At 69.2% G+C, this 25,544-nt stretch carries 27 protein-coding genes and 1 tRNA gene; 10 read left to right on the forward strand and 18 right to left on the reverse strand.

Annotation, left to right across the window (positions count from 1 at the left end; all coding sequences use genetic code 11):
• Position 1: 1 nt before the first annotated feature.
• From ABD893_RS08895 to ABD893_RS08905, 3 genes are read left to right on the forward strand one after another with little or no spacing between them, the layout of a single operon-like run.
• Entirely contained in the window at positions 2 to 1,108 is a 1,107-nt protein-coding gene (locus tag ABD893_RS08895) for an App1 family protein phosphatidate phosphatase (protein WP_345078565.1), read from the forward strand.
• Positions 1,105 to 1,683, forward strand: coding sequence for a GNAT family N-acetyltransferase (locus ABD893_RS08900; RefSeq protein WP_345078568.1), 579 nt, complete (start codon positions 1,105 to 1,107; stop codon positions 1,681 to 1,683). The genes ABD893_RS08895 and ABD893_RS08900 overlap by 4 nt, the downstream gene beginning before the upstream one ends.
• A gap of 48 nt (positions 1,684 to 1,731) precedes the next feature.
• Positions 1,732 to 2,751, forward strand: coding sequence for an aldo/keto reductase (locus tag ABD893_RS08905; RefSeq protein ID WP_345078571.1), 1,020 nt, complete (start codon positions 1,732 to 1,734; stop codon positions 2,749 to 2,751).
• Positions 2,752 to 2,907: 156 nt separating this feature from the next.
• Here ABD893_RS08905 and ppc read toward each other — a convergent pair whose 3' ends face one another.
• From ppc to ABD893_RS08930, 5 genes are all read right to left on the reverse strand, one after another.
• On the reverse strand, positions 2,908 to 5,736 hold the full coding sequence (gene ppc / locus ABD893_RS08910; RefSeq protein ID WP_345078574.1) for a phosphoenolpyruvate carboxylase: 2,829 nt from the start codon (positions 5,734 to 5,736) through the stop codon (positions 2,908 to 2,910).
• A 144-nt stretch (positions 5,737 to 5,880) separates the two neighbouring features.
• Entirely contained in the window at positions 5,881 to 6,669 is a 789-nt protein-coding gene (gene ehuA, locus ABD893_RS08915; RefSeq protein ID WP_345078577.1) for an ectoine/hydroxyectoine ABC transporter ATP-binding protein EhuA, read from the reverse strand.
• Positions 6,662 to 7,321 carry an ectoine/hydroxyectoine ABC transporter permease subunit EhuD gene (gene ehuD / locus ABD893_RS08920; protein ID WP_345078580.1) on the reverse strand — a complete coding sequence of 220 codons (660 nt, stop codon included), beginning with the start codon at positions 7,319 to 7,321 and terminating at the stop codon, positions 6,662 to 6,664. The genes ehuA and ehuD overlap by 8 nt, the downstream gene beginning before the upstream one ends.
• Positions 7,318 to 8,160: an ectoine/hydroxyectoine ABC transporter permease subunit EhuC gene (ehuC, locus tag ABD893_RS08925; protein WP_345078583.1), complete on the reverse strand. Its 843-nt coding sequence runs from the start codon at positions 8,158 to 8,160 to the stop codon at positions 7,318 to 7,320. The genes ehuD and ehuC overlap by 4 nt, the downstream gene beginning before the upstream one ends.
• 84 nt (positions 8,161 to 8,244) lie before the next feature.
• Positions 8,245 to 9,180 (reverse strand): transporter substrate-binding domain-containing protein, encoded by a 936-nt coding sequence (locus ABD893_RS08930; RefSeq protein WP_345078585.1) that lies wholly within the window; start codon positions 9,178 to 9,180, stop codon positions 8,245 to 8,247.
• Positions 9,181 to 9,469: 289 nt separating this feature from the next.
• Here ABD893_RS08930 and ABD893_RS08935 point away from each other — a divergent pair, with 289 nt between their 5' ends.
• Positions 9,470 to 10,270, forward strand: a complete 801-nt coding sequence (locus ABD893_RS08935; protein WP_345078587.1) for a GntR family transcriptional regulator — start codon at positions 9,470 to 9,472, stop codon at positions 10,268 to 10,270.
• A gap of 88 nt (positions 10,271 to 10,358) precedes the next feature.
• Here ABD893_RS08935 and ABD893_RS08940 read toward each other — a convergent pair.
• The 5 genes from ABD893_RS08940 to ABD893_RS08960 form a co-directional block, all read right to left on the reverse strand.
• Positions 10,359 to 10,447 (reverse strand) — tRNA-Ser (locus ABD893_RS08940).
• 102 nt (positions 10,448 to 10,549) lie between these two features.
• On the reverse strand, positions 10,550 to 11,026 hold the full coding sequence (locus ABD893_RS08945) for a peroxiredoxin (RefSeq protein WP_345078747.1): 477 nt from the start codon (positions 11,024 to 11,026) through the stop codon (positions 10,550 to 10,552).
• A 51-nt stretch (positions 11,027 to 11,077) separates the two neighbouring features.
• Positions 11,078 to 12,877 carry a potassium channel family protein gene (locus tag ABD893_RS08950; RefSeq protein ID WP_345078589.1) on the reverse strand — a complete coding sequence of 600 codons (1,800 nt, stop codon included), beginning with the start codon at positions 12,875 to 12,877 and terminating at the stop codon, positions 11,078 to 11,080.
• An 80-nt stretch (positions 12,878 to 12,957) separates the two neighbouring features.
• Entirely contained in the window at positions 12,958 to 13,629 is a 672-nt protein-coding gene (locus ABD893_RS08955) for a DUF1801 domain-containing protein (protein ID WP_345078591.1), read from the reverse strand.
• A 36-nt stretch (positions 13,630 to 13,665) separates the two neighbouring features.
• Positions 13,666 to 14,676: a LacI family DNA-binding transcriptional regulator gene (locus ABD893_RS08960; RefSeq protein WP_345078593.1), complete on the reverse strand. Its 1,011-nt coding sequence runs from the start codon at positions 14,674 to 14,676 to the stop codon at positions 13,666 to 13,668.
• 160 nt (positions 14,677 to 14,836) lie between these two features.
• Between ABD893_RS08960 and ABD893_RS08965 the strand changes: the two genes are divergently transcribed.
• Entirely contained in the window at positions 14,837 to 16,270 is a 1,434-nt protein-coding gene (locus ABD893_RS08965; protein WP_345078595.1) for a tagaturonate epimerase family protein, read from the forward strand.
• A gap of 71 nt (positions 16,271 to 16,341) precedes the next feature.
• The gene (locus ABD893_RS08970; RefSeq protein WP_345078597.1) at positions 16,342 to 17,358 is read left to right on the forward strand and encodes a YdcF family protein; all 1,017 of its coding nucleotides are present in this window, start codon (positions 16,342 to 16,344) and stop codon (positions 17,356 to 17,358) included.
• Between the two features lie 34 nt (positions 17,359 to 17,392).
• Here the strand turns inward: ABD893_RS08970 and ABD893_RS08975 are convergent, their stop codons facing one another.
• From ABD893_RS08975 to ABD893_RS09000, 6 genes are all read right to left on the reverse strand, one after another.
• Positions 17,393 to 18,010 (reverse strand): biotin transporter BioY, encoded by a 618-nt coding sequence (locus ABD893_RS08975; RefSeq protein ID WP_345078599.1) that lies wholly within the window; start codon positions 18,008 to 18,010, stop codon positions 17,393 to 17,395.
• Between the two features lie 38 nt (positions 18,011 to 18,048).
• Positions 18,049 to 18,759: a M50 family metallopeptidase gene (locus ABD893_RS08980; RefSeq protein ID WP_345078602.1), complete on the reverse strand. Its 711-nt coding sequence runs from the start codon at positions 18,757 to 18,759 to the stop codon at positions 18,049 to 18,051.
• A 192-nt stretch (positions 18,760 to 18,951) separates the two neighbouring features.
• Positions 18,952 to 19,155: a cold-shock protein gene (locus ABD893_RS08985; RefSeq protein WP_299300980.1), complete on the reverse strand. Its 204-nt coding sequence runs from the start codon at positions 19,153 to 19,155 to the stop codon at positions 18,952 to 18,954.
• 804 nt (positions 19,156 to 19,959) lie between these two features.
• Positions 19,960 to 20,199, reverse strand: coding sequence for a helix-turn-helix domain-containing protein (locus tag ABD893_RS08990; protein WP_345078605.1), 240 nt, complete (start codon positions 20,197 to 20,199; stop codon positions 19,960 to 19,962).
• A complete protein-coding gene (locus ABD893_RS08995; RefSeq protein WP_345078608.1) occupies positions 20,200 to 20,712 on the reverse strand; it encodes a DUF2975 domain-containing protein in 513 nt (170 codons plus the stop codon).
• Between the two features lie 32 nt (positions 20,713 to 20,744).
• Positions 20,745 to 21,635 carry an EamA family transporter gene (locus ABD893_RS09000; protein WP_345078611.1) on the reverse strand — a complete coding sequence of 297 codons (891 nt, stop codon included), beginning with the start codon at positions 21,633 to 21,635 and terminating at the stop codon, positions 20,745 to 20,747.
• A gap of 188 nt (positions 21,636 to 21,823) precedes the next feature.
• Between ABD893_RS09000 and ABD893_RS09005 the strand changes: the two genes are divergently transcribed.
• The 4 genes from ABD893_RS09005 (at position 21,824) to ABD893_RS09020 (ending at position 24,279) form a co-directional block, all read left to right on the forward strand.
• Positions 21,824 to 22,342, forward strand: coding sequence for a MarR family winged helix-turn-helix transcriptional regulator (locus tag ABD893_RS09005; RefSeq protein ID WP_345078614.1), 519 nt, complete (start codon positions 21,824 to 21,826; stop codon positions 22,340 to 22,342).
• A gap of 5 nt (positions 22,343 to 22,347) precedes the next feature.
• Positions 22,348 to 23,268, forward strand: a complete 921-nt coding sequence (locus ABD893_RS09010) for an SDR family NAD(P)-dependent oxidoreductase (protein ID WP_345078617.1) — start codon at positions 22,348 to 22,350, stop codon at positions 23,266 to 23,268.
• Positions 23,269 to 23,396: 128 nt separating this feature from the next.
• Positions 23,397 to 23,711, forward strand: coding sequence for a putative quinol monooxygenase (locus ABD893_RS09015; protein WP_345078620.1), 315 nt, complete (start codon positions 23,397 to 23,399; stop codon positions 23,709 to 23,711).
• Positions 23,712 to 23,790: 79 nt separating this feature from the next.
• Positions 23,791 to 24,279, forward strand: coding sequence for a helix-turn-helix domain-containing protein (locus ABD893_RS09020; protein WP_345078623.1), 489 nt, complete (start codon positions 23,791 to 23,793; stop codon positions 24,277 to 24,279).
• On the opposite strand, the gene ABD893_RS09025 is transcribed toward ABD893_RS09020, so the two are convergent.
• Together ABD893_RS09025 and ABD893_RS09030 are read right to left on the reverse strand one after the other, a co-directional pair.
• Positions 24,260 to 24,859 (reverse strand): ClpP family protease, encoded by a 600-nt coding sequence (locus ABD893_RS09025; RefSeq protein WP_345078626.1) that lies wholly within the window; start codon positions 24,857 to 24,859, stop codon positions 24,260 to 24,262. The genes ABD893_RS09020 and ABD893_RS09025 overlap by 20 nt on opposite strands.
• Complete coding sequence (locus tag ABD893_RS09030; RefSeq protein ID WP_345078629.1) at positions 24,856 to 25,482, reverse strand: ClpP family protease; 627 nt, start codon at positions 25,480 to 25,482, stop codon at positions 24,856 to 24,858. Before ABD893_RS09030 ends, ABD893_RS09025 begins: the two co-directional genes overlap by 4 nt.
• Positions 25,483 to 25,544: the final 62 nt, after the last annotated feature.

Consider the following 25,544-nt stretch of genomic DNA (forward strand, 5'->3'; position numbering starts at 1 on the left):
GGTGGGCATCACCGCACGGCTCACCTCGGCGCGCGCCGGGCTCCGCTCGCTGACCGCGCGTGGGGGTGAGGACCGCCCGCACTGGGCGGCACGGATGGAGGACATCAAGAACTCCGCCGTCGGCCATACCCTGCGTCGGCTGAACTGGGATCTGCGGTTGCAGCCCTTCCACGGCTACGGCTCCACCGAGCGGGTCCGGGTGCTGGCGAAGGTGCTGTACGCCTCCCCCGGCACTCCCGCGGACTTCCATGATCAGCCGGTCCACGACCTGCGCACGATGGCGGTGCGCGGCTGGCGGAACTTCGCCGGCCAGGTCGCGCCGCACCGCACCGTGCAGGTCATGCTGGGTGATCAGCAGTTCACCACGCGCGCGGACCGCACCGGCATCGTGGATGCCATGCTCGAGGTCTCGCTGCCCCCGGGCCGCCATCAGGCTGTGCTCTGGACCGTGCCCGGCAACGAGGTCACCGCCGATATCGCCGTCTTCTCTCCGGAGATCGAGGTCGGTGTGGTCAGCGACATCGATGACACCGTGATGGTGACCTGGCTGCCCCGCCCGCTGCTCGCGTTCTGGAACGCGTTCGTCGTCCACCAGTCCTCCCGCCAGGTGGTCCCGGGGATGCCGATGCTCTATCAGCGCCTCGCGCGCGAGCACCCCGCGATGCCGGTCTTCTACCTGTCCACCGGCGCGTGGAACGTCTTTCCCGTGCTCAAGCGCTTCCTCTACCGCAACGGCTATCCCGACGGGCCGCTGCTGCTGACCGACTGGGGCCCCACCAACACGGGCTTCTTCCGCTCAGGACCCGACCACAAGCACCGTGCCCTCGAGCATCTCGCCACGGAGTTCCCTCACCTGCGGTGGATCCTGGTGGGTGACGACGGCCAGCACGACCCGACCATCTACGCCGAGTTCGCCGCTCGTCACCCCGAGCTGGTCGAGACGATCGCGATCCGCGAGCTCACCGAGCCCGAGCAGCTGCTCGCGCACGGCTCGCGCCGGCCGCTCCAGGGCTCGTCGCATGCTCACGGCTCCCCGCTCACCCTCTCTGCGCCGGACGGCCACGCACTGCTCGCTGAGTTCCAGCAGGCCGGAAAGATCTCCTCATGACGAAGTCGTCCCTCGAGTCCGCGCAGGACACTGACATCCTGCTGCGGGCCGCTCACGATCACGATGCCGACGTCCTGGTCGCCCTGGTGCAGGCCGCCTATCGGGGCGAGGGCGGCTGGACCACCGAAACTCATCTGGTGGACGGCCAGCGCACCGATGCGGACGAGATCCGCGAGATGCTCGCAGACCCCTCAGTGACGCTGCTGGTCGCCGAGCGCAGGTCTTCGGACGGGTCTGGCACGGAGGTGGTGGGCTGCTGCTACACCCGCCGCGATCCCACGGACGCCGACGGCATCGACCGGGCCGAGCTGGGCCTGTTCGCCGTGCACCCCTCGGCCCAGTCCCGTGGTCTCGGTGCCCGCCTGCTCGAAGCCCAGGCCGAGCAGCAGCGCACCGCCGGGGTGGACGTGCTGATGATCCAGGTGCTGCAGTCCCGTCCGGAGCTGCATACCTGGTACGAACGTCACGGATTCGTGCGCACCGGACTCAGCGTCCCCTTCGCGGGCAACGTCGACTGGCTGAAGGTCGCGGGACTCGGAATGGATGTCATGGAGCGCCGACTTTCAGCATCGTGACCGACGAAGACCCTGTCCAGAGGCGTATTCACGGACTAGGCTCGGTGCATGAGCACCGACGCCTTCCTCCCCTCCGGATCCCGTTACGACCGCACCCCGTACCGTCGGGTGGGCCGGTCCGGTGTGCTGCTGCCGCCGGTCTCGCTGGGCCTCTGGCAGAACTTCGGCGAGAATCGCGATCCCCTGACCCTGCGCACGATCGTCCGTCGTGCCTTCGACCTCGGCGTGCACCATCTCGATCTGGCCAACAACTACGGGCCTCCTCCTGGCAGCGCCGAGATCCAGCTGGGGCGCATCCTCGAACAGGACTTCCGCCATCACCGCGATGAGCTGGTGATCTCCACCAAGGCCGGCTATCGGATGTGGGACGGGCCGTTCGGCGACGGCGGTTCCCGCAAGTACCTGCTGAACTCGCTGGACCAGTCCCTGACCCGCATGGGCCTGGATCACGTGGACATCTTCTACCACCACCGCGAGGACCCCGAGACTCCGCTCGAGGAGACGATGGGGGCCCTCGCCCACGCGGTGACCAGCGGCAGAGCGCTCTACGTCGGCATCTCGAACTACTCCCCCGAGACGACCCGGCAGGCCGCCCGGATCCTCGCCGACCTCGGCACTCCGCTGCTGATCCATCAGCCGTCCTACTCGATGTTCAACCGGCACATCGAGAACGGTCTGCTGGACGTCGTGAACGAGCTCGGGGTCGGCCTGGCGGTCTTCTCCCCGCTTCAGCAGGGGCTGCTCACCGATCGGTACCTCTCCGGCGTGCCGCAGAGCTCCCGCGCCGCCGGCTCCTCCTCCACGCTCTCGGAGCAGCAGGTCCAGGACGCGGATTACCAGGCGCGGGTGCGCGGACTGTCCCAGATCGCGCAAGAGCGCGGCCAGAGCCTGGCGCAGCTCGCGCTCGCCTGGACGCTGCGCCACCGGCAGGTGAGCACTGCGCTGGTAGGGGCCTCCTCGGTCACGCAGCTCGAGCAGAACATCGCCACCCTCGAGCACCTCGAGCTGACCGATGACGAGCTCACCCGGATCGAGGAGTTCGCGGTCGACGGCACCGCGCGGCGCTGACGGGCCCGCCGGCACGCCCGGGGCACCTCCCACCGGAACGAGAACGACCTTCGGACCACCTTCCATACAGGAAAGTGTTCCGAAGGTCGTTCTCGGCGCGAAGCCCGGCCCCGATCAGGCGCGAGGCGCGGCCCGATCAGGCGCGGCCCGGCCCGATCAGCCGGTGTTCTTCAGGCCGGCAGCGACACCGTTGATGGTGGTCAGCAGTGCGCGCTGCAGCTCAGGCGAGAGCTCCTCGCCCCGCTCGGTGGCGGCCCGGGCCCGCTGCAGCATCGAGACCTGCATATAGGAGATCGGATCGAGGTAGCGGTCGCGCACCGCGAGGGTGCGCTTGAGCACCGGCTGGTTGTCCAGCAGGCCCAGCACTCCGGTGAGACGCTCGATCTCGGCGACCGAGAGCTCGTACTCCGCCTTGATGCGATCGAACAGCGGCCACAGCCGCTCCGGCACCAGGGAGTGCACGTAGTGCGCGGCGATCGCCATGTCCGTCTTCGCGAGCGTCATCTCGACGTTGCTGATCACGGTGCGGAAGAAGTGCCAGTTGCGGTACATCTCGTGCAGGTCGGGCTCGAGCCCTGCCTCACGCGCGGCCTTCAGACCGGAACCGGCACCGAACCAGCCCGGCACGATCTGCCGAGACTGGGTCCAGCCGAACACCCACGGGATCGCCCGCAGGCCGTCCAGGCCCTTCTCGGAGGTGGCGCGCTTTGAGGGTCGCGAGCCGATGTTCAGGTCACCGAGCTGCTCGACCGGGGTCGAGGTGACGAAGTACTCCGGCAGGTCCGGGTCGTCCGCCAGCGTGCGATAGCGCGCATAGGAGGCGTCGGAGACCTGCTGCATGACCTCCCCGAAGCGGTCCAGCTGCTCGGGCGTCGAGCGCGGGGAGGTGTGCAGCGCGGAACCCTCGAGCACGGCCGCCAGCGACAGGTCCAGGTTCTCCCGGGCCAGCGTGGGCAGCGTGTACTTGTCGGAGATGACCTCGCCCTGCTCGGTGAACTTGATCTCTCCCTCGAGCACGCCGTAGGGCTGCGCGAGGATCGCGTCATAGGTCGGGCCGCCACCACGGCCGACGGAACCGCCGCGGCCATGGAACAGGCGCAGAGTCACGCCGTGGCGGGCGGCGACATCGCGCAGCAGCCGCTGAGCCTGGTGGATCTCCCACTGGCTGGTGATGACGCCGGAGTCCTTGTTGCCGTCGGAGTAGCCGAGCATGACCTCCTGGAGGTCGCCGCGCAGGCGCACGATCTCCCGGTAGGACGGATCGCTGAGCATCTCATCGAGGATCTCCCCGGCGTGACGCAGCTCGGCGACCTCCTCGAGCAGCGGGGTGAAGCTGATGTCGGCGCGGTTCTGGTCGCCGCCGGGCAGGGTGACCAGACCGGCCTCACGGGCCAGCAGGGCGACGGCGAGGATGTCGTCGGCGCCATGGGTCATCGAGACGATGTACGTCTCGATCGAGGACTGGCCGTACTGCCGGTGGGCGTCCCGGATCTCGCCGAACACCTTGTAGGTGGTGCGGGTGGCGTCATCGAGGATCGTCTCGTCCTCGGCGAGCGCCGAGCCGACCAGCGGTCGCCGGCTCGCGAGCTCCGTGGCCAGCACTGTGGTGCGCTCTTCACGGCTGAGCTCCATGTAGGGGCGGTCCAGCTCGCCGACCCGGTCGAAGAGACGGGCCAGCACCTCGTGGTGCTTCTCGGAGTGCTCACGCACATCCAGGATGGCGAGGGTGAGGCCGGATCCGGCGAGGACCTGCTGGGCGAGAGCGATCGCGCCATCGGCTGCCCGGCGACCGCCGTGACGCGCCAGGGCGCCGCGCAGCACGCCGAAGTCCTCCTGCAGCTCCTCGGAGTCGTAGTAGTCCTTGCCGTGCACATGGGGCTCGCCGGTGCGGATCCGCTCACCGGTGGCCTTGAGCTTGGCGCGCATGGTGCCGAGCTTGAGCCGGTAGGGCTCCTGCTCGAACATCTGCTGCTGCACCTCGTCGACCTCGGACTCGAAGGCGAGGTCCGCGTCGATGCTCGCGCGCAGCTCCTCGTCGTCTCCGGTCAGCTCACTCGAGATCGACAGGTCGCCGATCAGCTCGGAGACGACATCGATCGCGAGGTCGACCGCGGTCTCGGCCTGCAGCTGGAGCACCTCGCGGGTGACCTCTGCGGTGACATACGGATTGCCGTCGCGGTCGCCGCCGATCCAGGACCCGAACCGTAGCGGCACCTGACGCTCGCGCAGGTCCGCACCGTGGGCACGCAGCTCCTCGCGCAGGTCGTCGAGGAAGCCCGGCATGGTCTGGCGGTACAGCTGGGTCAGGTAATAGAGCACATTGCGCGACTCGTCCTGCGGGGTGGGACGCTGACGGCGCAGCTCGTCCGTCTGCCACAGGGACTCGATGAGCTCGGAGAGCAGGTGATCCTGCCGGCGCCGCTCGGAGGTGCCGTCCTCGGTGTCGTTCTCGAGGATGTCAGAGATCTTGCGGAGCTTGGTCAGCACTGCCCGACGGGACGCCTCGGTGGGGTGGGCGGTGAAGATCAGGCGCACATCGAGCGAGTCGACGGCCTCCTGCAGGCCCTCAGCCCCGACGGACTCGTGGACGGCCGCGACGGTGCGCGGGACCCACGATTCCGAGGCCGGACGTTCCTGCAGGGAGCGCACGCGGTAGACCTGCTCGGCCGCGTTGGCCAGCAGGAAGTACTGGGCGAATACGCGGGTCAGCACGGTGGCCTGCTCGATGGGAAGCTCCGCGAGACGCTGCTGGACGTCCAGAGCGCTGGCTTCGGAGTCCGAGGACTTCGCATCTTTGGTGAGCTTGCGGACCTGCTCGACGAGGTCGAGCATCTCCTGGCCGTGCTGGTCAGCAAGTGTGCGGCCGAGCAAGGTCGAGAGGCGGCGAACAGTGGCTCGCAGCGGGGCGTCGATATGGGGATCGTCGCCGACGACGGGGAACTCGCTCGTCAAGGTGGGGACGGCGATAGCGTCGGTTTCTGGCACGGGGCCTCCTGGGGTCGGCACACCGAGCAGCGGTCGCCGACGCAAGCAGGGCGACCGCGTCGGCGCGGAACGAACGGGCACAGACTACAGCGAGGAGCCGTCGGCGCACCCGCGGAGGACAGTCCGCGGACCGCGACGGGTCATTCAGAGCACCGCGCGCAGGAACTCCTGGGTGCGCTGATTCTCGGGCTCGCTGAAGATCGTGTCCGGCAGTCCCTGCTCGATGACGGACCCCTGGTCGAACATCATCACGCGGTCGGAGACCTCCCGTGCGAACTGCATCTCGTGGGTGACGATCAGCATCGAGATGTCGGTCTCCGCGGCGATGTCCTTGAGCACCGCGAGCACCTCTCCCACCAGTTCAGGGTCCAATGCCGAGGTGACCTCGTCCAACAGCAGGATCTCCGGGTCCATGGCGAGCGCGCGCGCGATCGCGATGCGCTGCTGCTGACCGCCGGAGAGCTCCGAGGGGCGGGCATCCTTCTTCCAGCCCATCCCCACCTTCTCCAGCAGCCCCTCGGCCTTGGCCTCGGCCTCGGCCTTCTTCAGCCCCATCACGTTGACCGGGGCCTCGATGATGTTCTCCATCACGGTCATATTGGGGAACAGGTTGAAGTGCTGGAAGACCATGCCGATATCGGTGGTGGTCCTGCGGCGCCGCTTGTCTGGTATCCGCACCCGCTTGCCGCCCTGCTCCTCGTACTGCAGGGGGTTCCCGCCGATGTGGATGTATCCGCCGGTGAGCTCCTCGAGCGTCATCACCAGGCGCAGGATGGTGGTCTTGCCGGAGCCGGAGGGGCCGATCAGGGTGACGCGCTCGCCCTTGCTGACCGTGAAGTTCAGGTCGTCCAGCACCGTGTTGTCACCGAACTTCTTGACCACGTCACGGAACTCGATGTGGGGCACGCCGGGATTCGCTGTGTTCTCAGGCAAGTTTCTTCTCCAGTCGTCGGATCAGGAGGGAGGTGGGGTAGCTGGCCGCCAGGAAGATCAGACCGGCCAGGGTGATCGCCTCGGTGTACCGGAAATGGGTCGAGCCGTAGTTCTGCGCGACGTTCAGGAGCTCCGGGACGTAGATGACGAACAGGAACGGGGTCTCCTTGAACATGGAGATCGCGTAGTTGCCCAGCGCTGGCACGGTGTTGCGGATCGCCTGGGGGACGACCACCGCCCGCCAGGTGCGCATCCGCGGCAGGGAGAGGGCCGTGGCCGCCTCCCATTGGCCCTGGGGCACCGAGTCGATGCCAGCGCGATACACCTCGGCCATATAGGTCGTGTAGTGGATGCCCAGCACCCAGATGCCGATGGAGAGCGACGAGTCGACGTACGGCGAGAACACGAGGTTCGCGAAGACCAGCTGGACCACCAGCGGGGTCATGCGGATGAACTCGACCACCCAGGTGAAGGGGGTGCTGATGAACCTCGGCGCACTGCGCCGGACGATCGCCACCACCAGTCCGAGGACCAGCGCGATGAGGGTGCCGAGCACGGTGGCGATCAGCGTGATCTTGAAGCCTTCGAGCAGCAGACTCGGAAGGACTGCGAAGGCGTGGTCCCAGCTCCACCAGGAATTCTCCGGGGTCATGCCAGACCACCTCCCATCGACGTAGGACCGCTGGCGGCCGCGGCAGCGCGATCACGGACGACGCGCGCTCTCCGTCCGCCTGACGGGGTGGTACCGGGCGCCTGGAAGAGCGAGCGCCAGGCCGTCCGCAGGGCCGGGCCGCGACCGATCTGGTGCTTCGCGCGGATCTCCAGGCCGTTCATCAGGATCACGATCAGCCAGGCGATCAGGTAGTAGGCCACCAGTGCGAAGGAGTACGCGAACCAGGTGCCGGTGCGGTCACGCAGCTGCTCGACCTGGAAGAAGATGTCGTACAGCAGCACCGTGCTGACGATGGCGCTGCCCTTGAGCAGCTGGATCCACAGGTTGGACAGGGACGGGAGCATCAGAGCCCAGGCCTGCGGGATCACCACCCGGAACATGCCGCGGGTCGGGCTCAGGCTGAGCGCGCTGATCGCCTCGAACTGCCCCTTGGGCACCGAGCCGATCGAGCCGCGCACGACCTCCGCGGCGTAGGCGCCGTAGTTCAGGCCGAGGGCGAGGACGCCCACCAGCAGCGGTTCGAGCCGGAAGCCGAGCGGGTACGGCAGCTGCGGGAGCACGAAGGCGAGCCAGAACAGCTGGACCACCAGCGAGGTGCCGCGGAAGAACTCCACGAACACCCGGGCCACGCCCCGCACGATCATGACCTTCGAGAGCTGCGCGAGGCCGAACACGAAAGCGATCACCAGCGCGAGCAGGGCACCCAGGACTGTGGTCAGCAGCGTGACCTGGAGCCCATCGAGGATCAGCGGCATCCGGTCCAGCACCAGCTGGAGGTTCGGGCCGAGGTCCTGGAAGAAGCCGATCACTCCATCCATCAATACATCACCTCTCGGTCGACGCACGGCCCGGCGCGACCCACGAGGGGCCGCGCCGGGACGCCGTCATCGATGGAGCTGGGGTCACTGCAGGGAGGAGAGGTCACCGCTGCAGAGGATCTCGCTGGTCATGTCCGCGGGCGGCAGCTCCTCTTCGCTGAAGCCGAACTCGCCGACGATCGAGAGGTAGCGCTCGGGGTCCGAGATGATCGCGGCGAGCTTCTCGTTGTAGGCGTCCAGCAGCGAGGTGTCCTCCTGGCGGAAGACCGTGCCGCCCGCGCCGACCTGCTTCACGCCGTCGAGCTCCGCGACGAAGCTCTCGGTCACCTCGACGTCGTCGACGGTGTTGTCGGCGAGCCAGTTCAACGAGATCGCGGTGAGGGCGAAGGCTGCGGCGTTGCCGGCCTTGAGGGCGTCCACTCCGTCCTGCGGGCCGCCCACCTCGATGCTGTCCAGGCCGAGCGCTGCGACATAGTCGGATTCGACGGCCCCGGACATGGTCGCGACGGTGAGGCCGGAGTCGACGAAGGACTGCATGTTCTCTAGGCCATCGGGGTTGCCGGTGGGCACCATCAGCGCGGTCGTGTACTGGAACTCCGGCTCGCTGAAGGCGGCCTGCGCGCAGCGATCCGGGAGGATCGACATGCCGGCGCTGACCGCGTCGAACTGTCGGGAGTTCAGGCCCGGGATCAGCGATCCCCAGTCGGTGAGCTTGCCCTCGACGTTGTCGATGCCGAGCTCGCCGAAGATCTCGCGGTGCAGGGCGAGGGTTGCGCCCATCAGCTCGCCGCCCTCCTCGAAGGAGTACGGGGCCTCGCCGGCGAAGCCGACGGTGATGGTGCCGGCCTCCTGCAGCTGGCTCAGCAGATCTCCCCCGCCGCCGCCGTCACTGCTGCCGCCACCGGCTCCGGTGTCGCCATCGCCGCCAGTGCTGGTGCGACTGCAGGCGGCCAGCCCGCCCAGTGCGGCGGCCGACAGGACCAGACCGCTTCCGCGGATGAAGTTTCGGCGGTTCTGCATGGAGATGCTCCCTTGACGTGTATGTCTCGTGCTCTACGGTGATGGACGACACTACCTGCTGTCGGACAATCCGCAGATCAGCAATTCGGATCACACCCACGCTAGCGGCCCAGATGGGGTGCCCCCCGACCTCAGAGCGCTTTCGTGATGGTGTCGTGACCCGGACAGCAGGCCGTCCATGTGCCGAGATGTGACGGCGATGACTCGACACGGGCGTGCCTGCACGGGTTCGAGGGCGGATGATTAGGTGACGCCCCGCGCGAATCGCGCTCGAGCACAGGAGGATGCGATGCCACCTCGCCAGGAGACGGTCCGGCTGCCGATGATGCAGCCCATCCGTCGACCTTCGATCATCGATCAGGCGGAGCTCGAGCTCCGCAGTGCGATCTATTCCGGTGATCTGCGCCCCGGCGACACCATCCCCGAGGTGCAGGTGTCCAAGCAGATGGGGATCTCGCGCTCTTCGCTGCGCGAGGCCTGCCAGCGGCTGGTGCGTGATGGCCTGCTCACCCAGATCCCGGGCCGCGGCCTCTTCGTGACCACGATGGATGCCGGGACCATGTCGGACTTCATCGACTACCGGCTGGGGATCGAGATGCAGGCCGTCTCGATCGTGGCCGATCGTGTCAGCGCGCTGCGTGCGAAGGGCGACGAGACCTCTGCCCAGGAGCTGCTGAGCCCGCTGCGGGACACTCTGGAACGCACCCGTCGCGCGCTCGCAGCCGAAGAGGTCATCGAGGCGGGCAACGCGGACCTCGAGCTGCATCAGCAGATCGCCGAGCTCGCACGGAACCGGTTCCTGGTCACCGCGATGAGCACGATCGTGATCCTCACCCGGATGGGGAGCTTCTCGGATCCTCGTGGCTTCGGCGTCCGGGCCGACATCACGGCCGTCCATGAGGCGTTGCTGGAGGCGCTCTGGGCGGGCGACTCCTCGCGCGCCCGCGCGGTGCTTCGCGAGACCCTGCAGGAGCTGGCGACCCGCCTGCGCAGCGGAGCGAAGCAGCAGGATGTGGTGCGCGACCCCGATCTGCTGGAGTCCGACGGACCCGAGTGGACCCCGCTCGGCGAGGACAGTCCGCTCCCCTGAGCCCGGACGTGAGAAGGCCCCTCCCCCGCGGTCATCCGCAGGGTCGGGGCCTTCTTGCTGCCGCGGGCCGGTCACTTCCGGCCATCGGCGGAGACGAGAGGATTTGAACCTCCGAGGCGATTTTGGTCGCCTACTCCCTTAGCAGGGGAGCGCATTCGGCCGCTCTGCCACGTCTCCTGGTGCTGGCTCTCGCGCAGCACGCCGCCACAGCATACGGGTACGGCGCGGGGTGCACCAAAGCGAGAGCGCGCAGATCACGTCACAGTGTGAGCAAGCCGTTCAGAGGCCGAGCTTCTCCTGCAGCAGCGCGATGTGCTTCGGGGTGCCCACGCGGTACTTCACGAAGGTGAGGACACCGTCGGCGTCGATCGCGAAGGTGGAGCGGATGGTGCCCTGGACCAGCTTCCCGTACATATTCTTCTCGCCCCACGCCCCGTAGGCCTCCATCACCTGGTGGCCCTCGTCAGACGCGAGCGTGTAGGGAAGCTGCTGCTCGGCGACGAAGCGATCCAGCTCTGCCACCGGATCCGGCGACACTCCGATCACGCGGTAACCGGCATCGAGGAACAGCTGATGGTTGTCCCGCAGGTCGCAGGCCTGCTTGGTGCACAGGGAGGTGTTCGCCGCCGGATAGAACCAGAGCAGCGCCGGGGCTCCGCGCAGTGCGGCGAGGTCCACGCGGCCGCCACCGGCGGTGGGCAGGTCGAAGGCGGGCGCGGCATCGCCCACGGCGAGCTTCACGGGTGCGGACGGCATGGAGGCGGACGGCATGGGTCTCCTGAGGACGATGAGGTGGCTGCTCTCAGCCTAGCGGCGCAGCCTGCGACGTCCCAGGTACACCTGGCGGAAGCGGCGCTCCGCGTGCCGGTCGCCGAGCAGCAGCAGCTGCCCCGGGGCGGAGGGGATCGACTCGGTGTCGTAGCCCAAGGTGCCTTCCTCGTCCAGGACCGCGACGATGTGGCAGCCGGTCCGTCGGCGCACCTCATCATCCCGCACGGAGCGGCGCACGAGCGAGGCGGGACGCGGCACCAGGAACAGCTCGTTCCCCTCGGCGACCAGGACCCGATGGCTGAGACCCGCATGGTTCCAGAGGTCGGTCGCGCCCGTCGTGGCATAGGAGAGCACGCTGTCGGCGCCGGCTCGATAGAGCGTGGCGACGTTGCGCTCATAGGTGGCACGGGAGACCACCTGCAGCTCGGGGCGCAGCCGTCGGCAGAACAGCGTGAGGTAGACGTTGAGGTCGTCGTCGCGGGGGGTGACCAGCACGGCCGAGGCGTTCTCGAGGCCTGCCCGGCGCAGCACCCGCTGGTCGGCGGCGTCCCCCGCCACCATGGCATAGCTCGCCGTCCCCTCGAGCACCGAGTAGGAGTTCTCCACCCGTCCCGGCAGCATCTCGACGATCGTGTTCGGGATCCCCTCGTCGCTCAGCGCCCGGGAGGCGGATCGTCCCACCCGGCCGCCGCCGAGGATCACGACGGGCTCCTCGGAGATCTCCGCGCTCTGGAACTGCTCGTCGTACTGTGCAAGGTCGGCCGCCTGGCCTGCGAGCACCAGCACCGTCCCGTCGGTGATACGGAGATCCGGCGTCATCGCGCGCAGCCTGCCCTTGCGCATGATCGCGAGGATGCGCACCCGCGAGCGCAGCAGGGGCAGCGCCTCCCCCAGCGTGAGGCCCACCAATGAGGTGCCGCGGGCGGCCGCCTCCGCGATGAGGGTGGAGCCGAAGGAGCCGATGGCATGGAACCGTCCGGTCGAGCCCAGCACTCGCGAGGCCATCTCGCGGCCCAGCACCGCGCCGAGCTCCAGCACGTGATCAGCGCCGGCGAGGTCGAGCACGTCGACCGAGACCGGTTTCGAGGCGGTCACCGCGACCGGCACCTGGGCGGCGGCCTGACGCACGGTGAAGGCGACGTTCGTGTTCGCGGTGTCCGACAGGGTGGAGATCACCAGTCGTGCTCGCGACGCCCCGGCGTTTCGATAGGTCATCGCGGAGTCCAGGGGGCCGACGATCACCTGTCGCCCCTGGTCATGCAGCTCTCCGGCGAGTGCGGGGTCCTCGAGGATCACCACGGCGGCGACCTGGGAGCGCTCGGCGCGGGCGGCGAAGGCCTGGGTGACCGCGTCGGAGCCCACCAGGAGCACGTGGTCCCGCAGCGTCGCCGGGACCTTCCGCGGGGTCCGAGCGGCGCGACGCCGGTCCAGCCAGGGGGTGACGACGTACTGGATCACGAAGAAGGGCAGCAGCACCAGCATGTAGACGACTCCGCTGAGCAGCACGCACAGCGAGAACAGCCGACCCGGATCGGTGGTGAAGGTGATGTCCCCGTACCCGAGCGTGGACATGGTGGTGATGGTCCAGTACACGGCGGTGGCCCAGGAGTGATCCACCGCCTCGTGCACCATCAGGAGCTTGAAGACGCTCGAGTAGAGGATGACCATCAGGGCGCCGATCCCGAGGATCACGCATGCGGCTTTCGAGCGCCGGCCGACGAACAGAAGCCGTTCCACGCGCGTGCGCTCCAGCTGCGACATGCCCTCGCCGTCCTCTCCTCGACCGAAGGGGCTGCTCGCCCGTCCGGTGGCCTGTCCCAGCTCGCGGGATCTCACGGAGCACAGTAGGCCGCACCGGGCACGGGGTGCACTCCAGGGGGCCCTGCTGAGCGGAGCGTCACCGCCCACGCGCCCGCTCAGGCGGCGGAGGGCCCGCTCTGCCAGGCGTGGGCCACCACCTCGCGGAGCACCTCGAGGTCGATGTCTTCGAGCTTCCTGACCCAGACGCAGCCCACGCCTCTGCGGTGCCTGCCGAGCCGGTCCAGCAGGTCCTCGGAACGGGGGAAGCCCTGGATGCCGTAGAGCGCGAGCTCTGCCTTGCGGGGGCTGAATCCGAGCTGGAAGGTGTCGCCCTCGCGGCCGCTGGCGTAGCGGTAGTGGACCTCGCCGTAGCCGATCATGCTGGGCCCCCACATGGTGGCCGGCTCCCCCGTGGCGTCGCCGAACAGGGCCAGCAGCGCGGCGCCCTCGCGGCTGCGGCGTGCATCGAGCCCGGCGATGTACTGCGCCGGGTCGATCCCGGTGGCATGGGTGAGGATGTCCGACGCCCCCGTGCCCGTCGCGCCCTGGGTGACCACGGCCTGCCGATGGTCGGGAGCGGGCGGGTGCAGGAGGGTGGCTCCATGGCGCTCGAGCTCCGCCTGCAGGCGCCGCCCGGCCGCTGAGCCCACCCCGTGCAGCCGCGCGAGCTGCTCCCAGTCGCGGCCTGCGAGATGACCGACGGTGCGGAGGTCGATGCCGGCCAGGGCGCGGGCGGCGGGACGGCCGATTCCGGCGATGTCCCCGATCGGGGTGGAGAGGTCATTCATGGGCTGAGCGTAGAGCACGAGCTCCCTCAGCCGACCTCATCCGAGGCCGCTGAGCGCGCTGAGGCCCGCGCCGTCGGCCCGACCGATCGATCCCCGCGGGACGAACTGCGTCGCCAACCCGAGATGCAGGGGCTCCACCTCCTCGCGGAGCCCCTGATGGAGCATCTCGATCGCCCGGGCGCCCATGTCGTAGCGCGGCACCCGGATGGTGGCCAGGCCCGGCGTGACCATGGCGGAGAAGGGGATGTCGTCCCAGCCCAGCACGCTGATCTGGCCGGGGACTTCCACGCCGTAGCTGCGCAGGCGCTCCATCATCGCCAGCGCCATCAGGTCGTTGTAGACCAGCACCGCGGTGGCATCGGTCTGCAGCAGCGCCTCTGCGGCGGCACGGCCTCCGTCGGCGGTAGGAGGGAAGGGCCCGATCTCCACCCATTCCAGCGCGGCCTCGGCGCAGATACGGCTGATCACGGAACGGCGCGCCTGGTCGGAGCGGCTGACGGCAGGGCCGCTCACATATCCGATCCGGCGGTGTCCGAGCCGGCGCAGGTGCTGCACCGCTGCGGGGATGCCCGGCTCAGGATCGGCGTAGACGCCGGGCAGCTCGGGCGAGACCCTGTTCACCAGGCTGAGCCGGGTCAGGGTCGCGGCCACCCGCAGGGAGTCCTCATCCATCCGGCTCGAGCACAGCATGATCCCGTCGACCTGCGGGGCGAGCGTGCGCACCAAGGGCAGCTCGCCGTCCGGCGACTCCCCTGCATCGGTGATCAGCAGCTGGGCACCGAGCTGGTGCGCGCGCGCCTGGGCTCCTTTGAGCACGGCGGGGAAGAAGGGGTTCTCGAGGTCGGGGACGATCACCCCGTAGACCCCGGCGCGGCCGGTGATCAGCGCGCGCGCAGTGCGATTGGGGCTGTATCCGAGCTCGTCCGCGGCCGCCCGGATTCGGGTCAGAGAGTCCGCGCCGACCATCTCGGGGCGCTGGAAGGCACGGGACGCAGTCGCGATCGAAACCCCTGCCTGCTTCGCCACGTCCTTGAGTGTCACCGCCATGCTCGCCTCCTCCATGGACTGCAAAGTTTGCAGTCGCTAGGGAGAGACTAGCGGAAGAATGGCCTTCCATGCAGGCCAAATGTATGCAATCGTTTACGCCATACGGTGAGGGTGCCGTCGGGACAACGGACGTCCCCACCCCTCCGAAATGGAGAACTTCATGACCCTGCGCAATGACTCCCTCGAGGCGAGCATCCGCTATGACGGCTCCGCCCGCTCGCTCCAGCTCATCGCCTCCGCGGCGACGGCACTGACCTCCTTCGAGGGAGAGGCCGCGGCGGCCGGTGACGGCCATGTGCTGACCGGCCCGCTGTCCACGGCGAATGCCAAGGCGCTGCAGGCCGCCTTCCCGGCCCTGCGCCCGCAGAAGATCGGCGGCCACCGCACCTCCGTCGGCACCGGCGACCGCACTGGCCTCGCCACCCCCGGCCAGGCGCGTGCCTTCGCGACCCAGGGCGCCGGCGTGATGCCCGTCCTCGCCCAGCAGTCGATCCGCGAGATGGACCGCCTGGGCCGCAGCGCCCAGTCCGTGATGGATGACGCGATCTTCGGCCTGGTCGAGGCCGGCTGGGACAGCGGCTTCGGCGCCGACTGCGACCACATCAAGACCACCGAGGGCATCGACCGCGGCCTCGAGGCCGGCTTCGTGATGTTCACCCTGGACCCGGGCGACATGGTCGCCGACGTCACCGCCGGCGTCACCGAGGCCGACGCCGCAGCGCTGCCCTGGGACCAGCTCGAGGACTCCCTCGCGGAGGTGAAGAAGCGCTACGTGGGTATGACCCTGGACGTCGGCCATTCGCAGGTCGAGGTCACCGAGCAGGACGTCCTCACCGCCGTGGTGAAGTACGGCCGCGCGGTGGTGGAGTCGATGCGCATGTACCGCCATGCCACCGAGAACGCGACCCAGGAGATCGAGATCGAGTTCGCGGTCGATGAGACGACGTGGCTCACCACCTTCTTCGAGCACTTCTACCTGGCCACGGAGCTGAGGCGCCTGGGCGCCTCCTGGTTCAGCTTCGCCCCGCGCTATGTGGACGGCTTCGAGAAGGGCCTGGACTTCCTGGGCGACGCCGAGGAGCTGCGCCTGAACCTCGAGGCGCACCACGCGATCTCCCAGCAGTTCGGCGGCTACAAGATCTCGCTGCACTCAGGCTCGGACAAGTTCTCGATCTACCCGCTGTGCATCGAGGCGACCCAGGGCCTGGTGCACCTGAAGACCTCCGGCACCAGCTACCTGTGCGGTGTCGAGATCGTCGCCGCCCATGATCCGGAGCTGTTCTCGAGCATCTGGGACATCTCTCGCGCCTCCTATGTGAAGGCCCGTGCGAGCTACCAGGTCTCCGCCCATGAGGATCGCACCCCCACCTCGCTCGAGGGCGTGGACCTGGTGGAGCTGATCCGTTCGAACGATGCTCGCCAGATCCTGCACGTGGGCTACGGCGACTCGCTGAACGGCCACGACGCTTCCGGCGCCTCGATCCATGACCGCTTCCTCGCGGTGGTGGCGGCGAACCAGGCCCAGCACACCGATGTCCTCGCCGCCCACATCGGCCAGCACGTCTCCCCTTTCGCGGCGCCGCTGGCTCGCTGAGCTCGGAAGCTGTCCCGGCTGACCGGGATGCCGTGCGACGATGAGCGCCGCGACGTCGTGAGGAGTCATGGATGCTGGGTGCGCTGATCTGGGCCGCATTGTGGTGGGCGGCCTACCTGCTGGTCTTCCGGCGGGACCGCCGACGGGTGCGCAACGGGGTGCTGCTGCTGCTCGCACTGCACTCGAGCATCGGGGCACTCGCGCAGCTGGTCTCCACCACACTGCTGTTCGGTGATCTGCTGGTGCTCGCCGGCGCGGGCCTCGCACTGCTGGGCATTCTGGGCCTGGGCGTCTTCCTGATCTGGAACGGGCTGACGGTGGTGCGCAGAGAGGGCCGCTCCCTGGGGAACCTGCTCTCCGCGGTGACGGGCCTCGCGCTGCTGGGCGCCCCGGTGGCCTCAGCGGCGCTCGTGCTCACGCTGACGCCGCTGGGCATCGGCGCCGGCGCGCTGCTGGCCCTGCTCTCGTTGCATGTGGGGCTCGCGTTCCTGGTGTTCCTGTGCGCCTCGATCCCCTATCAGCTCTTCCCGAAGCAGCTGGAGACCGGCGGGATCATCATCCACGGCTCCGGGCTGATCGACGGTGAGGTCCCGAAGCTCCTGCGCAGCCGGCTGGATCGCGCAGTCCGCGAGCGCGAGCGGCTGCTGGCGGCGGGAGGAGACCCGTTGCTGGTCCCCTCCGGTGGCCGCGGCGAGGACGAGCCTCGCGCTGAGGGCGAGGCGATGGCCGAGTACCTGCTCGAGGAGGTCGGGATTCCCGCAGCTCGCGTCCTGGCGGAGACCGAGTCGCGGACCACCCGGGAGAACCTGACGCTCTCCCACCAGCTCCTCGACGACGCGGGCCATCAGGGGCCCTATATCGTCTCCACCAGCCGCTATCACGCCTTCCGCGCCGCACTGCTGGCGCGTTCGCTGGGCTACGCCGACGAGGCGATCGGGGGGCCGACGGCCTTCTACTACGTCCCCAGCGCCACCCTGCGCGAGTTCCTCGCGATCCTGTCCTACCGGAAGGTGTGGCTGACGGTGGCGTTCCTGCCCTCGATGGCCTTCGTGGTGCTCCTGGTGCGCGCGGCGACGCTCACGATCTGAGCGCCGCCGCGCGGGAGTGCACGTCCAGCGAGAGTCAGCGGCGCTGGTCGAGCGCGCGCACCGCCTTCCACGCCACCGGGATCAGCACAGCGGCGATCGCCGCTTTGACCAGTCCGCCGACGAGGAACGGCCAGACACCTGCGGCGAGGATCCCGCCGAGGCCCAGCTCCGCACCCATCACAGCGTTCAGGATCATGGCGAGATAGGGCACGCCGAACAGGAAGGGCACCACACTCGCGGCGACGAAACCGGCCAGGGCCAGCAGCGGCGTGCGGTCCCAGGCGCGCTCGGCGAACCAGCCGGCCACGAAGGCGGCGGGGATGAAGCCCAGCAGGAAGCCGAAGCTGGGCGAGAGGATCGAGGCCGGTCCGCCCGTGAACTCGGCGAACACCGGGGCGCCCGCGAGGCCCACCAGCAGGTAGGTCAGCAGCGCTGCGGCGCCGCGGCGGGAGCCGAGAGCGGCGCCGACCAGGATCACGCCGAGGGTCTGGCCGGTGATCGGGACCAGCGGCAGCGGGATCGTGAGCTGCGCGAGGAGGGCGACAACACCGGCGCCGGCGAGCACCAGTCCCGCGTCCTGCACTCGGGTGCGGTGCGGGGCCAGGGCATCGGCCAGGACGGGACGGTGGACCGGAACGGCGATCGCGGACATGGGGCTCCTCAGGATGGGCGGGTGCAGCAGGGGCCAGCCTACGCATTCAGCGATGCGAGGGTCGCCACCACCCACCAGCTGCAGGCACCGAGCACGAGCGCGAAGCTCAGCAGCCATCCCCAGGCCGGCAGCGGGGTCAGCTGGGCGAGCTGGGCCGGATCGTCGGCGCGGCCGCCGCGCCGGATCACCGCGCCCAGGTGCCGCCAGGCCCCCAGCAGCAGGAACACCCCGGCGGCCAGGGTCAGCAGGGCTGCCAGCGCGGGGCTCCCCCACCACCACAGCGCGCCGACTCCGACAGCGGTGCCCAGCACCGCCGCCAGGGTGTGCAGCGAGCGGGTGAAGACCAGGGACAGCACCAGCACCACCAGTGCGACGAACAGCGCGGTGCGCGCCCAGCCGTGCAGGGAGATCTGGACCAGCACCGCGCCCACGATCGCGGGCGCCGGATAGCCGGCCCAGGTGGAGGCCACCCTGCCGAGTCCGCGGCGCGGGCCGACGGTCACCGCATGCCCGGACATATCGGCGCTGACCACGAAGCCGGTGAAGCGCCGCCCCATCAGCATCCCGATGACCGCGTGACCGAGCTCGTGCACGATCGTCACCGCGAGCCGCGCCGGCCGCCACAGCGGCGGCAGCCCCACGGCTGCCAGCGCGACGCCGAGCGCGAGCAGGATCCACCAGCCGGTCGCGGGAGCGGAGTCGGGCATGATGCGGCTCGTGATCTCGCGGCCCAGCTGCTCGACGTCCATCAGGCCATGGTGACAGCTCTGCCCTGGAGTGCACTGGGAGCGTGACAGACCGTCCGGTGCCGTCGATGAGGACTCGAAGGACCCGGTGACCGCGGGAGCGGTGGAGACAGCACGACGCCCGCCGTGCCCGGCCGAAGCCGGACCCGACGGGCGTCGAGGTCATGCGGCCGATACGTGGATCGGCCGGAGCGCTCAGAGGGCGCGGATGTTCACTGCCTGCAGACCCTTGGGGCCCTGCTCGGTCTCGAACTCCACGCGCTGGTTCTCCTCGAGGTCGCGACGGCCGGTGCCGGCGATGGCGCTGAAGTGAGCGAACACATCGGCGGAGCCGTCCTCGGGGGCGATGAAGCCGTAGCCCTTGTCGGAGTTGAACCAGGTGACGATGCCAGTAGCCATGGCGATATTCCTTCGTAGTCGTGAACCACTTTCGTGGCCCGGGTATCCGTGACGACGGCGCCGCCGCGGATGGGTGGTGCCCCTGGCGTCACGGCGACCGATGCGGTCACCGCTGCCGTACTGCGGGGCGGGTGCGGCCACAAGGGCCGCCTGAGCCGCGGCCAGCGACATGAAGTCGCCGATGCGGCCGAACTGGGGCCCGTAGGCCGTGTGGACCGGCGCGTCAGCAGAGGTGCTGACGACATGGCCGGCGAATTCTCCGGCGAGCGTGGCGACGTGGACGTCGTCCTCGGCTCGGAGCCAGGAGAGGGTGGGGAGCGCTGCAACGGCTGCGGTAGCGGCCATCGGCGCGATCGTGAGGGGTAACGCCGTAGCGTCGTCGTACAAAGGCAGTGCGGAGGAGGTAATGAAGTCCCAATTTCGTCGGAAGTGCTGCGCGACCGTCGTCGGTCGCCTCCGAGGGAGGCATCCTGCGCCGTGCGTGTCGTCCACAGATTCTGCCATATGACTGAGCCGTGTAGATGACTTCCAGAAGACTACGACATGAACCGTGGTGCTCAAAACCCATTGTGACCCACCGTACGCCGGGGACGTTCGCGCGTGACCACGCAGCCTGGGCTGCGTGATCGACCGTGCCACTGTCGACCTCCACCCACCGCCGCGCGCCCCAGGCCCCGCAGACTGACGTCGACGAGGCCAGGCACGTGCCGGCGTCCTTCGCCCTGCGGCAGCGGCAGCCACCGGCCGATATCTGCACGACCACCTCCGCACAGCCGGGCCACGCTGAGCAAACCCAGGGCGGCATCACGCAGCGGGCTCGGTCCCGTCGGAGTCAGCGGCGTCAGGCTCCCAGCGGAGCAGATCGCCGGGCTGGCAGTCCAGCACCTCGCACAGCGCGGCGAGCGTCGAGAAGCGCACCGCTCTGGCGCGACCGTTCTTGAGCACGGAGAGATTCGCCGGGGTGATCCCCACCCGTTCGGCGAGCACGCCGACGGGCATCTTCCTCCGGGCGAGCATCACGTCGATGTCCACGACGATCGGCACTCAGATCACCTCGTCGAGCTCGGACTGCAGGCCTTCGGCACGCGCAAGGGTCTCGGTGGCCTGTGCCAGCAGCTGCCGCTGGACGTAGATCACGAGAGCCACGCCTGCGATGACGAGAGAGGCGCCGCAGATCATGCCGATCAGCCCGGGGGCCAGTTCATCGCCAGGGGTGAGGCGATTGATGATCGATGCGAACACCGCCAGGGCGAACAGCACGACCGCTTCCCCCGCGACGGCACCGACGATCCGGTCCACGTGACGGAATGCCGTCGGCGAGAACACCCGACCGCGGCGGACCAGTGTGAGCAGGCGCAGGATGCTGACGCCGACGACCTGCAGGCCGAGCACCCCGAGCACGATCAGGGCGGCGAGGGTGACGATCGCTGCGAGCGGGGCCCCGGAGTCATTCATCTCCCAGCTCATCAAGGGCACGAAGCCCAGCTGGATGAGCAGTGATCCGATCAGGGAGATCCAGATGATGACGCGCAGGATCTGGACAGGTACAGCACCCATCACTTTCTCCTCCATCGAGCAGCAGACTAAACCTATCGTTCGTCGATATGATCGCACAGTGCTGCGGATTCCCTCTCCCTCACCGTCCTCCGCCTCCGACGGGACCCCTGCGCGGCGGCCACAGCAACCAGGGCCAGCGTGAAGCCGCCCAGCTGGAGAGGCGTGAGCTGTTCGCCGAGCACGAGGAACCCGAGCACGGCGGCGACCAGCGGGGAGAGCACCGGAAGGAAGGCCGCCCCGCCAGCAGGCAGCCGGCCCAGGCCCCGGAACCAGAGCGTGTAGGCGAGCAGTCCGCCGACGAGCGCGAGCCAGGCGTAGCCCGCGACCGCCTGCGCATCGAGCGCCGGCGGTGCGCCTTCGACGATCAGGGCGAGCGGGAGGATGACCAGACCACCGGCGGTGAGCTGCCAGCCCGCGGACGCGACAGGCCCGACGGGCGGCCGCCACCTCTTGGACAGCACGGTCCCCAACGCCATCGAGGTCACGCCTCCCATGCCCGCAAGGATGCCGAGCGGATCCAGAGCAGAGTCGGGCCCGAGCACCATGGCCGCAACCCCGAGCACGGCCATGACTCCCCAGATCAGTCGGCGAGCCGTCGGCCGCTCCCGAAGCAGGACCGCGGCGAGCGCCGCGACCAGCAGCGGCCCGGCGGCGCCGAACACTCCCGCCACTCCCCCGGGCAGCAGGTAGGCGGCGAGGAACAGCATCGGGAAGAAGGCGCCGATGTTGAGCGTGCCGAGGAGCAGGGAGCGCCACCACCAGCTGCCCCGCGGAAGGGCTCGACTGAACGCAAGGGCGAGCAGGCCGGCAGGCAGGGCGCGCAGCGCTCCCGACCACAGGGGGTGGTCCGGTGGCAGCAGCTCGGTGGTGACGACGTAGGTGGTGCCCCAGGTGATCGGGGCGATCGCGGTCAGCGCGACCATGAGCCCGCCGGCAGGTGCGGGCGACTGCGCGGCGTGCGATACGGGGCGCGAACCCGAGGGGGCTCCCCCTGAGGCGAGGCGCCTCGCCCTCAACTCTTCGACATCTAACTGTTTCATGTTTAAAAAACGAGGCCCGCGATAGGATTCCGTCAAACACTTAGGCGTCGAATGTTCCGGGAGGCGAGGACATGGCCGATCGCGTAAGCGACTTCCTTGCCCAGTGGGCGCGGGAGCGCCCAGACCTCGACACCACTCCGATGGGGGTGATCGGCCGCCTCTCACGCGTCGACGAGATCGCGAGCCGCGCACTGCAGACGACGTTCCAGAAGTTCGGACTGCATCGCGGAGAGTTCGACACCCTCGCCACCCTGCGCCGTTCCGGATCCCCGTACACGCTCACCCCCGGCGAGCTGGCCGCTTCGAGCATGATCACCGGCGCTGCGATGACCAACCGCCTGCAGCGCCTGGAGGACAAGAGCCTGCTGGAGCGGACGATGGACCCCTCCAACCGGCGCCGCGTGCTGGTACGCCTCACCGGCGCCGGTCGGGAGCTGGTCGACGAGATCGTGGTCCCCCATGTCAACGCCGAGCAGGAACTGTTGGACGCCCGGCTCACGCGCGAGGAGCAGACTCAGCTGGCGAAGCTGCTGGAACGCTTCCTGGAGAACTCGGGCGACGTCTCCACCCACGACACGAGCAAGGACTGACCCGCATGGGCAAGAACCTCAGCCACCAGAATGCGTCGGGTCGGAGAACGACCGGCGAGCCGTCCCAAACACAGGCCCAGACACCGACGACCATCGTCATCACCGGCGCGTCCGACGGGATCGGCGCCGCCGCAGCCCGTCAGCTCGCCGGCACGGGCGTCCGCCTGCTCGTGGTCGGTCGCTCACCGGAGAAGACTGCGGCCGTCGCGCGGGAGATCGACGCCGAACACTTCATCGCCGACTTCGCTCGTCTCGATGACGTGCGCCGCCTCGCGGCGGAGCTCTCAGCGGCGACCGCCGAGCACGGCATCGACGTGCTCGCCAACAATGCCGGCGGAATCTTCGGCGACCGCACCCCGACCCTCGACGGTTTCGAGAAGACGCTCCAGGTCAACCACCTCGCCCCGTTCCTGCTGACTACTCTCCTGCTGCCACGCCTGCTGCCCGGGGGCGCCTCGGTCGTGAACACCTCAAGCATGGCGAACCGGCTGTTCGGGCACCTGGACCTCTCCGACCTCGGCAACGAGCGGAGATACAGCCCGCGCAAGGCCTACGGGGATGCAAAGCTCGCGAACGTGCTGTTCACCCGCAGCCTGCACGCGAAGTTCCACGACCAGGGGCTCTCTTCCGCGGCATTCCACCCCGGGCTGGTGCGCACGAGCTTCTCCGCCGGATCGGCGAGTTCGATGCGCTGGTTCTATCAGTCGCCGCTGGCGCGCCTCGCACCGATGATCAGCCCCGAACAGGGCGGCGCGACCCTGGCCTGGTTCCTCACCGGTGTGCCGGGTTCGACCTGGACCTCCGGGCGCTACTACGACCAGGACCGGCCCACCACGCGCGTGAACCCGCAGGCCGACGACCTCGCACTCGCCGAGGGTCTGTGGCAGCGCAGCGCCGAGCTGGTCGGGCTGTCCCCGGCCCGCTGAGGCTCGGCGACCGAGTCTGACGATCGCGCACCGCTGAGCGCCCAGCGCTCGGACGGTGTGGAGGCTCCCGGCCGGACGGGGCAGGATGGGCGGTCAGGACCCCACCCCGATCAGCACCAGGAGCCCCCATGACCGCAGTCGTCGTCACCGCGATCTTCTACCCCAAGCCCGGCAAGAAGCAGGAGCTGGCCGAGGCCATGCATCGCGGCATCGCCGCCGTGCACGGAGAGAACGGCTGCGAGCTCTATGCGATCCACGACGCCGAGGACGGCACCATCACGATGATCGAGAAGTGGTCCTCCGTCGAGGCGCTCGACACCCACGGCGACAGCGATGAGGTCAAGATCCTGCGCGCCGATGTGGCGGACCTGGTCGAGAAGCCGGGCCTGGTCACCCGCATGACCCCCATCCCCGCAGGCACGGAGGCGCAGGGACAGCTCTGACCTCTGAACCCGCCGGAGCCTGGTTCTGCCCACAGCAGAGGCTCCGGCGGGGTCGTCGCAGGCGGCGTACCGTCATCCCATGACCACGCTGGAGCCTCTGCTGCGAGAGCTGATCGGCGGCGCCCTGCGCCGTCGCCGACGAGAGCGCGGACGCACTCTCACCGATGTCGCCGGGCAGGCCGGGGTGAGCATGCAGCACCTCTCGGACGTCGAGCGTGGGCGCAAGGACGCCTCGAGCGAGATCCTCGCTGCGATCTGCGGAGCGCTCGGCGTGACGGCCGCCCAGTTGATGTCCGAAGCGGCACAGCCCTCGGCTCGGTCCTCAGCGCAGTCCGCAGCGCGGTCCTCAGCTCAGTCCTCGGCTCTGCCCGCAGCCACGCCCGCAGCCCGGTCGTCGGCCCAGCCCTACGCCCGGCCCGTCCTGCTCGACCTCGCCCGTGCTCCGCGCTCGGCGCCGCCTGAGCTCGAGCCTGAGCTCGAGCTCGGGGCGAGGTCCGTCGTCAACGGACGGCACCGACCCTCCCTCCGCCCGCTCCGCCCGCGCGACGTCATGCTGTCGGCCGCCTGAGCAGAATCTCGTCGGCGAGCCCGTATTCCACGATCGCCGCGGCATCCAGCACCCGCTCGCGTTCGAGGTCCGGCCTCACCTGCGAGGCGTCGCGGCCAGTCGACTCCGCGAGCAGCTGTTCCAGCTGGCGGCGCACCCGTTCGACCTCCTCGACGGCAAGGATCAGGTCCGGGATCGCTCCGCGTCCGCTGGCCTCGAGCGGTCGCAGCACCGCGCGCGAGTGCGGCAGCACGGCCCGCATCCCGGGAGTTCCCGCGGCCAGCAGCAGCACCGGCGCGGCGACGACCTGGCCCACGCAGGTCACCGCGATCGGGCTGCGCACATAGGCGAGCGCGTCGTGGATGGCGAGCACTGCCTGCACGTCCCCGCCGGCGGAGTTCAGGTAGATCTGGATGGGGGTGTCCCGCGACTCGTTCTCCAGGTGCAGCACCTGGGCGATGATCGTGTTCGCCACTCCGTCGTCCACCTCGGTGCCGAGGTAGATGATGCGGTCGCTGAGCAGGCGGGAGAAGATGTCGGTGGTCCGTTCTCCGCCGCCGGTGGTGCGTTCGATGACGCTGGGGATCGTGTAGCTGCTCATCGGCCGAGTCCTGTCGTCGTCGCGGCGGACCACATCGGGAGGATCTCGCCCAGATCGGTGATCACCTGATCGCAGAAGCCGTAGGCGACGGCGTCGGGCGCTGACCAGAAGCGGTCTCGCTCGGAGTCGCGAGCGATAGTCTCCCGCGCCTGCCCGGTGCGCTCGGCGGTGAGGTCGATGAGCAGATCTCGGTTCGCGCGCAGGTCCTCGGCCTGGATCTCGATATCGGCTGCCGAGCCGCCGAAGCCCGCGGATCCCTGATGCATGAGCACCCGCCCGTGCGGGAGGATGCTCCGCTTGCCGGGGGTGCCGTGCGTGAGCAGGTACTGGCCGGCGCTGTAGGCCATGCCCAGAGCGACGGTGCGCACATCGCAGGGCACCAGGTCCATGAGGTCCCCGATCGCGAGCATGGCGGGCACCAGCCCGCCAGGAGAGTTGATCAGCAGCGTGATGTCGCTGTCGGGGTCCTCGGCGGCCAGGAGCAGCAGTCCGGCGCTGAGCTGGGCGCCGTTGTCCTGATCGAGCTCCCGATCCAGCAGCAGGACGCGCTGGTGGAGGAGGCCGAGATCGATGCGGTCGGTGAGGGCGGCGGTGGTCGTGGCTGGAGGTGAGGTGGTGTTCATGTGGCGAGTCTTCGCCGGGCCGGTGGCGCGGCGCCAGCGTCTCCGCTCTGCGTTGATCAGTC

It is taken from the genome of Brachybacterium paraconglomeratum (assembly GCF_039541415.1).
Classification (GTDB): domain Bacteria; phylum Actinomycetota; class Actinomycetes; order Actinomycetales; family Dermabacteraceae; genus Brachybacterium; species Brachybacterium paraconglomeratum_A.

Excerpts from the sequence above, each read along its gene's own strand:
- ABD893_RS08975 (WP_345078599.1), bottom strand. The coding sequence starts at position 18,010 with ATGTCCGCGATCGCCGTTCCGGTCCACCGTCCCGTCCTGGCCGATGCC.
- ABD893_RS08935 (WP_345078587.1), top strand. The coding sequence starts at position 9,470 with ATGCCACCTCGCCAGGAGACGGTCCGGCTGCCGATGATGCAGCCCATC.
- ABD893_RS09010 (WP_345078617.1), top strand. The coding sequence starts at position 22,348 with ATGGGCAAGAACCTCAGCCACCAGAATGCGTCGGGTCGGAGAACGACC.
- ABD893_RS09025 (WP_345078626.1), bottom strand. The coding sequence starts at position 24,859 with ATGAGCAGCTACACGATCCCCAGCGTCATCGAACGCACCACCGGCGGC.
- ABD893_RS08965 (WP_345078595.1), top strand. The coding sequence starts at position 14,837 with ATGACCCTGCGCAATGACTCCCTCGAGGCGAGCATCCGCTATGACGGC.
- ABD893_RS08995 (WP_345078608.1), bottom strand. The coding sequence starts at position 20,712 with ATGGGTGCTGTACCTGTCCAGATCCTGCGCGTCATCATCTGGATCTCC.
- ABD893_RS08985 (WP_299300980.1), bottom strand. The coding sequence starts at position 19,155 with ATGGCTACTGGCATCGTCACCTGGTTCAACTCCGACAAGGGCTACGGC.
- ABD893_RS09015 (WP_345078620.1), top strand. The coding sequence starts at position 23,397 with ATGACCGCAGTCGTCGTCACCGCGATCTTCTACCCCAAGCCCGGCAAG.
- ABD893_RS08945 (WP_345078747.1), bottom strand. The coding sequence starts at position 11,026 with ATGCCGTCCGCACCCGTGAAGCTCGCCGTGGGCGATGCCGCGCCCGCC.
- ABD893_RS09000 (WP_345078611.1), bottom strand. The coding sequence starts at position 21,635 with ATGGTCGCGCTGACCGCGATCGCCCCGATCACCTGGGGCACCACCTAC.
- ABD893_RS09030 (WP_345078629.1), bottom strand. The coding sequence starts at position 25,482 with ATGAACACCACCTCACCTCCAGCCACGACCACCGCCGCCCTCACCGAC.
- ABD893_RS09020 (WP_345078623.1), top strand. The coding sequence starts at position 23,791 with ATGACCACGCTGGAGCCTCTGCTGCGAGAGCTGATCGGCGGCGCCCTG.
- ABD893_RS08970 (WP_345078597.1), top strand. The coding sequence starts at position 16,342 with ATGCTGGGTGCGCTGATCTGGGCCGCATTGTGGTGGGCGGCCTACCTG.
- ABD893_RS08955 (WP_345078591.1), bottom strand. The coding sequence starts at position 13,629 with ATGAATGACCTCTCCACCCCGATCGGGGACATCGCCGGAATCGGCCGT.
- ehuC (WP_345078583.1), bottom strand. The coding sequence starts at position 8,160 with ATGGATGGAGTGATCGGCTTCTTCCAGGACCTCGGCCCGAACCTCCAG.
- ehuD (WP_345078580.1), bottom strand. The coding sequence starts at position 7,321 with ATGACCCCGGAGAATTCCTGGTGGAGCTGGGACCACGCCTTCGCAGTC.
- ABD893_RS08900 (WP_345078568.1), top strand. The coding sequence starts at position 1,105 with ATGACGAAGTCGTCCCTCGAGTCCGCGCAGGACACTGACATCCTGCTG.
- ABD893_RS08960 (WP_345078593.1), bottom strand. The coding sequence starts at position 14,676 with ATGGCGGTGACACTCAAGGACGTGGCGAAGCAGGCAGGGGTTTCGATC.
- ABD893_RS08980 (WP_345078602.1), bottom strand. The coding sequence starts at position 18,759 with ATGGACGTCGAGCAGCTGGGCCGCGAGATCACGAGCCGCATCATGCCC.
- ABD893_RS09005 (WP_345078614.1), top strand. The coding sequence starts at position 21,824 with ATGGCCGATCGCGTAAGCGACTTCCTTGCCCAGTGGGCGCGGGAGCGC.
- ABD893_RS08905 (WP_345078571.1), top strand. The coding sequence starts at position 1,732 with ATGAGCACCGACGCCTTCCTCCCCTCCGGATCCCGTTACGACCGCACC.
- ABD893_RS08930 (WP_345078585.1), bottom strand. The coding sequence starts at position 9,180 with ATGCAGAACCGCCGAAACTTCATCCGCGGAAGCGGTCTGGTCCTGTCG.